This window comes from Acinetobacter sp. ANC_7503 (assembly GCF_056780035.1).
Genome location: NZ_JBWYJA010000009.1, coordinates 23,545 through 36,099, shown reverse-complemented (window position 1 = coordinate 36,099; position 12,555 = coordinate 23,545). Strand labels below are relative to the sequence as shown.

Below are 12,555 nucleotides of genomic sequence, written 5' to 3'. Positions count from 1 at the left end.
CGACATGAAACGGTATAACTTGAGGTTCAAAGACGGCAGTGACAGTACATATCTCTGTGAATAGTGAAGTATTACAACGTGCTCAACAGCAAATCCAACAGGATCTGAAAATTGCCCTAGATGCATTTTTCATTCCAGAACCTTTGAAAAGTGCTGTAAATCATGCAGTCATGTTAGGTGGAAAACGGGTTCGTCCAGCTTTAGCGTATGCAACAGCAGAATTAAGTGAAGATCATAAAAATTTTGCTGCTGTGCGACGTGCAGCAGTTGCAGTCGAGTTAATTCATTGCTATTCACTTGCTCATGACGACTTACCATGTATGGATAATGATTTGTTGCGTCGTGGTCAACCAACTTGCCATGTTGCATATGGTGAAGATACAGCACTGCTTGCGGGAGATATCTTGCAGTCGATGGCATTTGAGGTTTTAGGAAGTCGCCTTTTTGATACACAAGTCACTGTAGATCCTTCTATTGTGTTGAAGCAAATGCAGATATTGGCGACATCATCTTCTAAGATGGTTTGTGGTCAAGTCCTAGATTTGCAAGCGGAAGGCAAGAAAATTGATCAGGAAGCATTGGAAAATATTCATCGTAATAAAACTGGTGCACTGATTCAGGCCGCAATCATGATGTCAGCAGTGACAGTGATGGACGGTGTAGATGCAGGAATACCGAAATTGCGTGAATTTGGTCAGGCATTAGGTTTAGCATTTCAAGTACAAGATGATATTTTAGATATAGTTTCGGATACTGAAACGCTTGGAAAGACCGCTGGAAAAGATGAACTTGTAGAAAAATCAACATACCCAGCTTTATTGGGCTTAGATGCTGCAAAAGAATATGCAAATAAGCTTCATCAGCAAGCCATTAGTGCTTTAGATTATTTTGGTGATTCGGCATCTGAACTTAAGCAGATTTCAGCTTTTTTACTTGCTCGAAAAAGTTAAAAAAAAAGAGGACTGAAAGTCCTCTTTTTCATTTGTTATTTTGTCGCTTTATATAATCGGTCTGCTTCGTCAAATCGGTCAGTAACATCTGAGGTCGGTTGCTTACCTAATAAACTCACAACAATGATTGCGATGAGGGAGCAAATAAAGCCAGGAATGATTTCATAGATTCCAGTATCAGCCCAAATATTTTTCCATACAATAACGGTCACTGCACCAATGATCATCCCCGCCAAAGCGCCATTTAATGTCATGCGTTTCCAGAATAAAGACAGAATAATGAGCGGGCCAAATGCTGCCCCAAAGCCTGCCCAAGCGTAGGCAACTAGACCAAGTACTTTAGATTCAGGGTTTGACGCTAAAACAATCGCAAGTAAAGCAATCAGTAGCACCATCAAGCGACCCACCCAAACCAGTTCTTTTTGAGAAGCAGTTTTACGGATGAAAGATTTATAAAAATCTTCGGTTAAAGTGCTTGAACAAACAAGAAGTTGACAACTCAATGTACTCATTACCGCAGCCAAAATGGCAGCTAATACAATGCCGGCGATCCATGGGTTAAATAGAACTTTCGTTAACTCCATAAATACAGTTTCAGGGTTAGCATTCACAATATTAGCGAACTGTGGATTTTGCTGAAAATAAGCAATACCGACATATCCAGCAGCCACTGCACCACCAAGGCACAGAATCATCCAAGTCATACCAATACGACGAGCATTAGGAATCGATTTAACTGAATCAGCAGCCATAAAACGTACGAGAATATGAGGTTGTCCGAAATAGCCTAAACCCCAAGCCAGTAATGAAATAATTGCGACGGTACTTAAGTTACCCATTAAACTGCTTGCTTCTGGTCGCGCTGCTTCAAGTGCTAGATTCACTTGAGATAAATCGGAAAAAGTCAGTAAAGCCACGATGGGGGTAAGCAATAAGGCAAAAATCATTAATCCCGCTTGGATGGTGTCTGTCCAAGAAACAGCTAAGAACCCACCAATAAAAACGTAACTGATCGTTGCAATTGCACTAATCCAAAGGGCAGTGCTGTAAGAAAGATCAAACATACTTTCAAATAATCGAGCGCCTGCCACCATGCCTGAAGCACAATAAATGGCAAAGAAGATTAAAATGACAAATGCAGAAACGATTCGTAGAATTTTTTTCTGATCATTAAAACGATTGGAAAAGTAATCTGGGAGTGTAAGGGCATTGTGTTGAACTTCAGTATGAACTCTGAGACGTCCTGCCACTAACAGCCAGTTGAGCCATGCACCAATAATTAAACCAATTGCAATCCACATTTCTGATAGACCGGAAAGATAAATAGCACCTGGCAAACCCATAAGTAACCAGCCACTCATGTCAGAAGCACCAGCTGAAAGGGCTGTTACAAAACTTCCCAAGCGTCGTCCACCCAAAATATAATCTGAAAAGTTCGTGGTCGCTCGATACGCGATTAAACCAATCACGACCATGGCGACAATATAGAACAAGAAAGTGATTAAGGTGGGATCAAAGGTGCTCATACAATTTCCATGATGCAGTTAGACGATAGATTGTTTTCATGCAATCTTTCAGGATGCGAAATTTAACCATAAATTTAAAATAAATGCTGAAGAATTGAATCTTGAGTCATATCAATAACAAAGGCAGCCGAAGCTGCCTTTTTAAATTTTGAAGAGTGTTTGAGCGATTTAAGGATTATTACGACCCATTACCCCACGAATCGTATTCATGATGTCAGCAGGCAATACCACAGTTTTAGCATTATTAGATTTAGCCATATCCTGCATTGCTTTTACATATTGTTCACCAAGTAGATAAGCGACAGGGATCTCTTTGTCGCCTACAGCATTGGTAACCATATTAATGGCTTTTTCTGAAGCTTCAGCGAGTACAACTTGAGCCTCAGCATCGCGACGTGATGCTTCAAGACGACCTTCAGCTTCAAGAATCGCAGCTTGTTTTTCACCATCAGCACGTGTCACTGTCGCACGACGCTGACGTTCAGCTGCGGCTTGGGCTTCCATTGCGGATTGCATTGTACCTGATGGTTGAATATCTTGGATTTCAACCGTTTTAAGCGTAATTCCCCAATCTGAAATATCATCAGAAATTGCTGCTTTTAGCTTCGCTTTAATGTGATCACGTGAAGATAAAGCATCATCCAAGTCCATTTCACCTACGATTGAACGTAAAGAAGTTTGGACAAGGTTTTGGATTGCCCAAGTATAGTTTTCGATACCGTAGACTGCTTTTTCTGGTGTAGTAATGTTGATATAGGCAACAGCGTTCATTAAAAGAACTGCGTTATCTCTTGTAATCACTTCCTGAGATGGAATATCGAGAACGATATCTTTTGTCGTGACTTTATATGCGACTTCATCAACATAAGGAATCACAAAGTTTAGACCTGGACTTAAGGTTGTATGGTATTTACCCAGACGTTGTACGATCCATTTATAGCCTTGAGGAACAATACGAACCCCTTTAAAAATAGTGATCCCGACGAATGCCAAAAATGCGATGGCAATAATTGAACCAGACATTTCTACTCCTTTAAGAATTATTGTTTATAACGGTGAGTTGAGGTTACTGTGCGCTTGAACGACCAGCTCATTACCTAAAATATCTGTAACTCTGACACGATCACCGACCTGAACAGGGTTCAGTGTTCTGCAATTCCATTCGTCAGAGCCGAGAACTGGAAGCTGAAACCGAACTTTGACTAATTCAGGTTCATGACCAATTTGAGTCACCATCCCAACTTGTCCGATTGTCGCTTCACGTGAGAGCCCCGCTTTAGTCTTATCAACGGAAAGTGGTTTAATAAATTTAAACCAAATCACCGTACATGAAATCGATAGGACAACCCATAAAATAATTTGAGCTGGAAGCCCCATAGAAGGAAATAGCCACACCAGTATGCTAATAATGACTGCAGCTATACCAAACCACAGTGCAGCAAAGGCCGGTAAAATGAGCTCAGACAGGATGAGCAAAATACCTAATACAAACCAATGCCAAGGTTCAATCAATAAGTCCATACATCTACTCTAATCGTTATCTTGTTATAGACGAAAACATCTATATCAAGATAACAGACTAGGGCAGAGAAGCCTATAAAAAATGCTTAAAAGCGAGCTGTTGGTGCAGGTTTGAAAGCAGCAGGAGATTTTTTGAAATTGGCAATTGCGGTATCTATTGATTTAATTTTCAGTTGCGCTGCTTTCTCACCTTCAAGTATTGCCTCATTGCTGGCTTTCAAATCCAAAGTTCCTAAATGGCCAACTTTTGGCTGAATCACGACTGTAGCTGCATTGAGTTCAGTATTGATACTTTGTTGACCCATAATATTAATCGTTTGATCCAACAGTCCCCACATGCTCATCGGCTTATTGCCTGCAGGGCGTGCAGAAATATCAACTGCTATCACAATATCTGCACCCATATTTTTGGCAGTTTGAACTGGAATTGGACTCACGAGTCCACCATCAACATATTTGGTTTTGCCAATTGTTGTTGGAACAAAGACGTTAGGGATACTACATGACGCTCTTACGGCTTGACCTGTATTACCTTTGACGAAATCAGCGCGTTTACCATTATCTAAACGTGTGGCAACTGCAGCAAATCGAATCGGGAATTGTTCAATCGGTTTGTTCCCAACCTGTCGATTGACATAATCTTGGAGCTTTTGACCGAGGACCACACCCTGTCGATTTAAAGTTAAATCACGAATATCGGACTCTTTCAGCTGAAGTGCAATTTGCTGTAGTTGATAGGGAGATTTGCCTGAAGCATAAATACTACCGACAAAACTTCCAGCACTTGTACCCGTAACAATTTTGGGTTTTATACCATGAGATTCTAAAACCTTTAATACACCAATATGCGCAAAACCTTTTGCACCACCACCGCCTAGAGCAATGGCGATCACTGGCTCGCGTGCTTGAATATGAGTGGATTGTGTAGGATTTTTTACAGTAGAGTTACAGCCTGATAGCGCCAATAAACTCAGGCCAATGAAGCTGATTTTGGGAAGATTGAGGAGCAATGACATAGACATTAATCTGCTAAAAAGTGTCAAAATTTTAGGCATATCTCAACAGATTGCTGTCTATTTTTCTAGCATTTTTACAAAAGTTCTTTAAAGGGTAATGCTAAACGACTTATATTTTTAGGAGAAATTTTTCCACGATAATATTCTAATATTTTGTGCAGATCAGATTCATAGTCTCCCGTCATTTCAAGGCTTCCTAAACATCGTATGACTTTATGATCATAGTCAAATGCAAACATTACCACTGGTATATTTGCACCTAAGGCAATGTGATAAAAACCGCTGCGAATGTTTTTAGCACTTTTTCGTGTACCTTCAGGTGCCATTGCCACCCAAATTTTATCTCGTTCATGAATAGCTTGAACAATTTGTTGAGTCAAGCCTTGGGGGGTATCACGTTTTACCGGAATCACCCCGATCCATTTGAGTAAATGTTTGAGTGGAGATTTGAACAGACTATCTTTTCCAAAGATTGTGACTTCAATGCCAATGCCAAGCATCGCGAGAAAGGCATACAGTCCATCATAATTTGATGTATGCGGGGACACAATTGCGACAGCTTTGGGAAAATTTGGAAATTCTCCTTCAAAAGACCAGCCTTGTCGAAGATAAAGCTGTTTGAACGCTGCTCGACTCAACTTTGAACCGCGTTGAGGAACTTGTGATGGTAATTTTGGAAATCTATTGTTCATTGTGCGTTGTATAAATGCTTTTTAAACTTATTATAAAGACCTTGTGTATGAGATACATTGGCAGAATAAGAATCAAGTGACAAGGACATCTCAATACGAATTGATTAAGAAGACATCAGTTGCAGGACACCTCTTTCATGTCACCAAATACCAAAATGTATGTTCTTTTATTTTCACTCTATTGGGCGCAAGGATTGCCAGTAGGATTTATGACACATGCTTTGCCCGTGATTCTGCGTGCTGAAGGTGTTTCCTTAACGCATATTGGTGGATTTGGATTGCTGATGGCTCCGTGGGCACTCAAAGTTTTATGGGCTCCATTGGTTGATCGCCATCATTTGTTCAATCAAGGGCATTACCGCAGTTGGATTATACCCACTCAGTTACTCACAATGATTACGCTGGTTATCTTATCATTTATCCCCATTCAATCACTGAATCAACCTCAATATCTCTTTGGATTTTTCGTGGCACTGTTGATAATGAACAGTATCGGAGCGACTCAAGATATAGCAACCGATGGCTTAGCTGTGAATATTTTAAAAGGTGAACAACAGCATCTAGGCAATATGTTCCAAGTGATTGGTTCAAGATTGGGCTTTATTGTGGGAGGCGGTGCGATATTGTGGGTATTAGATGCATTGACATGGCAAACCACTTTTTTATGCTTGGCTGTTTTGGTGGCATTTAATACGCTACCCGTATTATTGTATCGTGAGCCTCAACATGCTTCACAAAGCATCAATAATCATCGAGATGATGATTCATCATCTAAAACTCAAAGTTTCGTGAAAGCTTTAAGTCATTACTTAAATTATTTTTTTCAAAATCGAGAACTCAGACTTTGGTTTTTTGTATTGTGTAGCATTAAAGTGACGGATGGTTTGTCTGGACCTATTCTTAAACCATTGTTGGTCGATTTAGGACTATCTAAGACGCAAATTGGTGTCAATGTGACCATGCTTGGAGCATTTGCTGCTTTGATCGGAGCAGGTATTGCAGGTTGGCTACTTAGGTTTGATTCGCGTCAAAGTGCTTTAATTACTTTTTCACTGCTTAAATTATTGAGTCTCATTGGATTTGCATGGTTATCGCATTATGAGGCGCGACCTTCTGAATTGAACGTCGTGTGGATCTATATCATCAATGCTTTAGAAGATATGTTCGCTGCGATGTTATTGGTGATTATTCTAACCTTGGTGATGCAATACAGTCGGAAAGAATTTGCAGGAACAGATTTTACTTTCCAAGTCGCATTGATGGCTTCCATTGCGGGAGCACTGTATACCTTGAGTGGCATATTAGGCGATTGGCTTGGTTATACCTCATATCTCATTTTGATCTGTATATTAGGATTATTTTTGTTCATACCAATTTTAGTATGGAGTCGGTATACAGTTCAAAACAAACATCAATGGAATTAGTCTGTAATCTATCTTTTATTCATTTTCATGCTTAGGATGAAATAAAAAGGAATAATCGAGATTGCGGAGAGTTGATAGCATGGGCAAATGAATACACTCCTCTGAGCACTATGAAAATTCAAGCTGTTATTTTTGATTTGGACAATACACTGACACACCGAGATTTAAGTGTTCAAACTTTTAGTCGGGCATTATTTAATACTTATAAACAGCAAATCGATCAATCTGCCTCGTCTGCGCAAGCTGAGATTCTCGAAACGATTCGATATATTGATCATGGTGGCTATCCCATCCGAGAAAGAATGACTGAACCTACCATTGGTGGTTCAGTTGCTCATGCATTACTCAAGCAGTTGAAATGGAAAAAAGCACCAGAATTAGATGAATTAAGTGACTATTGGTTTAATCAATTTGGACTAAACGCAGTCATGATGCCAAATGCTATTCAGACGCTTGATCAGCTTAGAAGCGAAGGATTTAAGTTGGCAATCATTTCGAATGGAGGACATTTCACTCGACACAAAATTATCGAAGGTCTAGGAATCGCGCATTATTTTGATGTGATCATGAGTTCTGAGAAGGCAGGTGTGTCAAAGCCTCAAGCAGAAATATTTCATATGACTTGTCAACAATTAGGAATTGCACCTGACCATTGTCTTTATGTTGGTGATCATCCAGTGAATGATTATTGGGGTGCTACTCAGGCTGGATTAGATGGACTATATTTGGCGGGGTTTCACCAATCCTTAGCTGAACATCAACCGCCGTTAAATAAAACAATTCAGACTTTGCCTGAAATTTTAGCGTATAAAAAACAAGTCAATGCATGATGTAAATGATGAATTTTTGAGACGATCAGCTTGATGCAGTGTAATATAAAATGATCAGTTCAAAATGCATGCAATAAACCACTGTGGTTGATTGAGCGTATTAGGACTGAGCGATCTGCACTCGATTAGGCTCATCATTTATGTACAGCATTGTTTTATCCTTAGTGCCGCTGATAGGGCTCATATTAATTGGATATTTTCTTAAACAGAAATCGTATTTAACAGACGAGTTTTGGGCGGGTGCAGAGAAACTTAACTATTTTGTTTTTTTTCCTGCCATGCTTTTTGGTAATTTGGCTCAAGCTGATATTCATATGGAGATGGTGAGTAAAATTTTAGTCATTTTACTCGTGGTCTTTCCAATTGCTTGTGCTGTTTTATATATTCTAAAAAGAATTTTTCAGACCCCAACACGAAGATTTGGAGTCTATGTTCAAAGTAATGTACGTTTTAATACCTATATTGGTTTAGCAGTTGTTGCTTCGCTTTTTCCAGCAGAAGGCATGACGATTTTTGCATTACTGTTGGCGATCAGTATTCCTGTTGTGAATATCATCTCGGTATTGGCACTGACCGATCATGAAAATATGAATTTTCGAGCAGTGATTATATCGCTACTCAAAAATCCTTTAATTTTAGGTTGCTTGGTTGGGGTGCTCTACAATGTATCCGGGCTGCCATTATGGAAAGGTGCAGAGTCATTAATTTACCAACTTGCGATATGTAGCTTACCTATGGGACTAATGTGTGTCGGTGCTGCATTGCAATTTGTGGCTCTTAAAAAAGAATCTTTTCCGCTAATGATCAACACGCTATCGCGTTTATGTTTAATGCCGATTTTGGCTTGGTTGGTCTGTAAAATGCTGGGCTTCAATGCTTTAGAGACGCAAATCTTTATTTTATATTTTGCATTACCAACGGCTTCAGCTGCATATATTCTGACGAAAGTATTGGGTGGTGACAGTCAATTAATGGCTGGCATAATTAGTCTGCAAATTATCGGTGCTGCAATCACACTACCCATCGTTTTGACTTTCATATTGCACTAAAACTCAGAAGTATAATTCCAAATATTTAGAATCATTTGAAAGCTTATCGATTCAATTTGAATTAGATTATGTATTTGTGTTGAATTATGAGAAAATGCAAGATTAAGTTGAATTGAAGTACTCCCATGACACACCACAATGCTGAATCTTTAAGTGATATCGAAATTTTAGATATTTTGCAGTCAATGAAATCTGACGAACTTAATGTTGAGGCGAATAAACTGATTCGAAGTGGTGGTAAAGAGGGGCGTCAGGAAGCACATAAAAAAGCCTTGGTTGCATTACATCAATCATTCGAAGAAAAGTTTGTTGAAGCAGTGACACTTGCGCTAGGCTTAAATGAAGCACAAGCAAAAAAAATTAAATATAAAAAAGACAGAATTCGTATTCTTAAAGCGCGTGGTATTGATTATCTTGAGATTGATGGTGCTGAAACGGCACAAGTTTTATCGCAGGTTGCACAGGCGATTACACGTGAAGAAGCAATCGTAACGCATGATCTACACAATATTTTTCCTTTTTGGAAAGAAGGCTGGCCAATGGTTCAGTTAGATAATGCGTATGCTATTTTAGCTGAAGACATCAACATTCATTATCAAGCAACTTTAGATAAACTTTTAGAAATCTATGGTCGTTAATACCTTATTATTCAAATTAAACAAAAAATTGAAAACTTAGTTCAGTGAATCAACTGACTGAAAACCGATTTAAGTAACAGACTTAAATCGGTTTTTTCTTTTACCATCAACCATGGTGTTGTTCTACTCGGACATTGCACTGGGATACTTTTTTAATCTGCCCGCTGTATTAGGATTCTTTATCGGAATTGCTGCAGATACTATGACCCCCTATGACAGTTATACAACCATACTTATTGCTTTGTATTCAGTTTTGCTTTGTCTTGGTGCTGACTTTTCAAGTGCTATTGCTCATGATGATCATGGTGTATTTTGGATTAGTAAATATTAAGACCTTCTAAAATAGACCTTAAAATTTAGTTTTTTATTGCCATGTCTGTAATGCTCCTAAATATTCTATCAATGGTGATGAACGGGCCAATAATGTATCTATGATTTGAAATTGAACAGTTATTTTCGATAAAAATAGTCGACTAGATTATCTTAAATAATGTTAAATAAATCACAAAATAATTAAATAACGTTAGTTGTTTGTCATTAATACTACATATTTCATCCTGTATATTAAAAAATGCTTAACAAAAGTTAGGTGTATTTAACATAAATTCTTTATAACGAGGTTTTAATCATGAGCTTAGTTGAATTAAAGCAAGAAGAAATCAATGAAGTATCTGGTGCTGGAACGTTGATTGGTGACTCAATCATCCACGGTGTGAACTTATTCAATCAAACACTTAATTCAAAACTGATTTCATCAGTTGGTGTTGTATTTAGTGCAGTAGGTTTAGGGCTAGTACACCAAGCTGCTGATACTACTGGTTTAGTGGCATCAAAAACATTAATTGGTCTAGGTCGTGCACTTGGTGGCGATATAGATGAAACTCCAAACCATTACGAAAAAGAAAAGGCAGAAGGTCAATATAAACTTCTTCCGACTTTGAATGGCGTTCGTGCTTGGCTCTCATAAGTTTTAAATAAAGTGTTAAAGGCAGACTGGTCATGAGTACTTGTCTGCTTTCAGTAACAGAAATAATAAAGCTAAACTTTTGGTGGCTATAACAATGCAGAATTCTTCAGAACAAATAGATCACGATAAAAGAAACTTTCTAAAAACAATGGGTAGCTTAGCTGCTGTTGGTGCTGTTTCAGCATGGTTCCCAACACAAAAGGCAGAGGCTTGGTTTTTTCCTTTACAAGAAAGATTAGTAAATTTCCCAACTGAAATCTCAATTTTTAAACAGGAATATGAAAATTGGTCTGGGGAATCTCGTTATGAAAATGCATGGACAGCATCACCCAGAAATCAAGAACAAGTTTTAAAAGCGATTAATTGGGCTCACCAAAATGGTTATAAAGTCAGAGCCAAAGGGATGTCTCATAATTGGTCACCTTTATTGTTGGATGATCAAGACACGATTACTAAAATTTTATTGATTGATATGCCAACGCATATCAACAAAGTAAGTATTGATGCAAACGGTATTGTGACTGCCGAAGCAGGCATTCAAATGGAAGCATTGTTAACCGCAATGGAATACCGTAATCGTGGATTTGTGGCAGTACCAGCACCTGGAGATTTAACTTTGGGTGGTGTGTTGGCCATCGATGGTCATGGCACAGGTGTACCTGCCGTAGGGGAAATAAAACAAGAAGGTCAAACTTATGGTTCGATCAGCAATTTAGTGGTATCGATCACTGCTGCTGTTTTCGACCAACGAGAAGGTCGATACGTTGCAAAAACCTTCCTGCGAAATGATCCTGAAATTCGTGCATTTTTAGTTCATATAGGTCGTGCATTTATTTTATCTGCACAATTACAAACGTCAAAAAATCAATATATTCGTTGTGAAAGCTATACCGACATTCATATCAATGAGCTATTTGCTCCAGATAAGCATGCTGGACGTACCTTCTCTCATTTCCTGGATAAATCTGGTCGTGCAGAAGCAATTTGGTTTCCGTTCACCGATTATCCTTGGTTAAAAGTTTGGACTGTTACTCCGTATCGTCCTTTGACTGCTCGACAGACAGTCAAACCATTCAATTATTGGTTCTCAGATAATTTAATCAAACCTATTACTGATTTGATTCATAAAATCATCGTCAATAAAAGTACTTATCTCACGCCAACCTTCGGTTTTACTCAGTATGAAATCTCTAAACTAGGTTTAAATGGTACGCCATTATCTGGAATAACGACGATTTTGACTGGTGGTTTGGCTTCTACTCAAACTTATGATTTATGGGGGACGTCAAAAAACGTTTTACTGTATGTCAAACCAACAACTTTGCGTGTTACGGCAAATGGCTATGCTGTCATTACCAGTCGTGCAAACGTTCAACGGGTTATTGCTGATTTTTGTGATTATTACGGCATTAAGATGAAGCAATATCAAAAATTGGATCGCTTCCCAATGAATGGACCTGTTGAAATTCGAGTTACGGGCTTGGATCATGCAGAAGATTCAATTGTTCGCGGCGCTCAAACAGCAGCATTATCAGCCATTAAACCTTGTCCTGATCATCCTGAATGGGACTGTGCCGTTTGGTTTGATATTTTAACCTTGCCAGGTACGCCATTCTCAGCGCAATTTTACACAGAAGTTGAGGAGTGGATGTCACAACGTTATCAAGGTGATTCTTTGATGCGACCAGAATGGTCTAAAGGGTGGGGCTATACCAATCAAAAAGCTTGGGATAGTTCAACTTATATCGATTACGAAATTCCACGCGTCCATGCTCAGGGTCAATCTAATCATTTAACCATTCAGTCGAGTAGTCATATTTTAAAGCAATATGATCCTCATGCTTTGTTCACAGCACCTTTAGTCAATCGAGTTTTGAAATAAAGCGAGATTAACGCTTCGTTTTTAATCTATTGAAATCAGTATCCAACTGAGTTTATTCAA

At 38.7% G+C, this 12,555-nt stretch carries 13 protein-coding genes; 8 read left to right on the top strand and 5 right to left on the bottom strand.

What is annotated here, in order from left to right; genetic code table 11:
* Window positions 1–38: 38 nt before the first annotated feature.
* The gene (locus AC1M9M_RS10510; RefSeq protein WP_092767007.1) at window positions 39–950 is read left to right on the top strand and encodes a polyprenyl synthetase family protein; all 912 of its coding nucleotides are present in this window, start codon (window positions 39–41) and stop codon (window positions 948–950) included.
* A 35-nt stretch (window positions 951–985) separates the two neighbouring features.
* On the opposite strand, the gene putP is transcribed toward AC1M9M_RS10510, so the two are convergent.
* The 5 genes from putP to AC1M9M_RS10485 form a co-directional block, all read right to left on the bottom strand.
* Window positions 986–2,476: a sodium/proline symporter PutP gene (putP, locus tag AC1M9M_RS10505; protein ID WP_481596299.1), complete on the bottom strand. Its 1,491-nt coding sequence runs from the start codon at window positions 2,474–2,476 to the stop codon at window positions 986–988.
* Between the two features lie 168 nt (window positions 2,477–2,644).
* Window positions 2,645–3,499 (bottom strand): SPFH domain-containing protein, encoded by an 855-nt coding sequence (locus AC1M9M_RS10500; RefSeq protein ID WP_035268029.1) that lies wholly within the window; start codon window positions 3,497–3,499, stop codon window positions 2,645–2,647.
* Between the two features lie 24 nt (window positions 3,500–3,523).
* On the bottom strand, window positions 3,524–3,997 hold the full coding sequence (locus AC1M9M_RS10495; RefSeq protein ID WP_481596298.1) for an NfeD family protein: 474 nt from the start codon (window positions 3,995–3,997) through the stop codon (window positions 3,524–3,526).
* An 86-nt stretch (window positions 3,998–4,083) separates the two neighbouring features.
* Window positions 4,084–5,013: a patatin-like phospholipase family protein gene (locus AC1M9M_RS10490; protein ID WP_481596348.1), complete on the bottom strand. Its 930-nt coding sequence runs from the start codon at window positions 5,011–5,013 to the stop codon at window positions 4,084–4,086.
* A gap of 74 nt (window positions 5,014–5,087) precedes the next feature.
* Window positions 5,088–5,705: a lysophospholipid acyltransferase family protein gene (locus AC1M9M_RS10485; RefSeq protein WP_481596297.1), complete on the bottom strand. Its 618-nt coding sequence runs from the start codon at window positions 5,703–5,705 to the stop codon at window positions 5,088–5,090.
* A 137-nt stretch (window positions 5,706–5,842) separates the two neighbouring features.
* On the opposite strand from AC1M9M_RS10485, the gene AC1M9M_RS10480 reads away from it, so the two are divergent.
* The 7 genes from AC1M9M_RS10480 (at window position 5,843) to AC1M9M_RS10450 (ending at window position 12,495) form a co-directional block, all read left to right on the top strand.
* Window positions 5,843–7,129: an MFS transporter gene (locus AC1M9M_RS10480; protein ID WP_481596296.1), complete on the top strand. Its 1,287-nt coding sequence runs from the start codon at window positions 5,843–5,845 to the stop codon at window positions 7,127–7,129.
* Between the two features lie 110 nt (window positions 7,130–7,239).
* On the top strand, window positions 7,240–7,959 hold the full coding sequence (locus AC1M9M_RS10475) for an HAD family hydrolase (RefSeq protein ID WP_481596295.1): 720 nt from the start codon (window positions 7,240–7,242) through the stop codon (window positions 7,957–7,959).
* Window positions 7,960–8,099: 140 nt separating this feature from the next.
* Window positions 8,100–9,008: an AEC family transporter gene (locus AC1M9M_RS10470; protein WP_481596294.1), complete on the top strand. Its 909-nt coding sequence runs from the start codon at window positions 8,100–8,102 to the stop codon at window positions 9,006–9,008.
* Window positions 9,009–9,133: 125 nt separating this feature from the next.
* Window positions 9,134–9,646, top strand: a complete 513-nt coding sequence (locus AC1M9M_RS10465; RefSeq protein ID WP_481596293.1) for a hypothetical protein — start codon at window positions 9,134–9,136, stop codon at window positions 9,644–9,646.
* A 112-nt stretch (window positions 9,647–9,758) separates the two neighbouring features.
* Window positions 9,759–9,977, top strand: coding sequence for a hypothetical protein (locus tag AC1M9M_RS10460; protein WP_481596292.1), 219 nt, complete (start codon window positions 9,759–9,761; stop codon window positions 9,975–9,977).
* 297 nt (window positions 9,978–10,274) lie between these two features.
* Window positions 10,275–10,613, top strand: coding sequence for a hypothetical protein (locus AC1M9M_RS10455; protein ID WP_481596291.1), 339 nt, complete (start codon window positions 10,275–10,277; stop codon window positions 10,611–10,613).
* 94 nt (window positions 10,614–10,707) lie between these two features.
* Window positions 10,708–12,495: a cholesterol oxidase substrate-binding domain-containing protein gene (locus AC1M9M_RS10450; RefSeq protein ID WP_481596290.1), complete on the top strand. Its 1,788-nt coding sequence runs from the start codon at window positions 10,708–10,710 to the stop codon at window positions 12,493–12,495.
* Window positions 12,496–12,555: the final 60 nt, after the last annotated feature.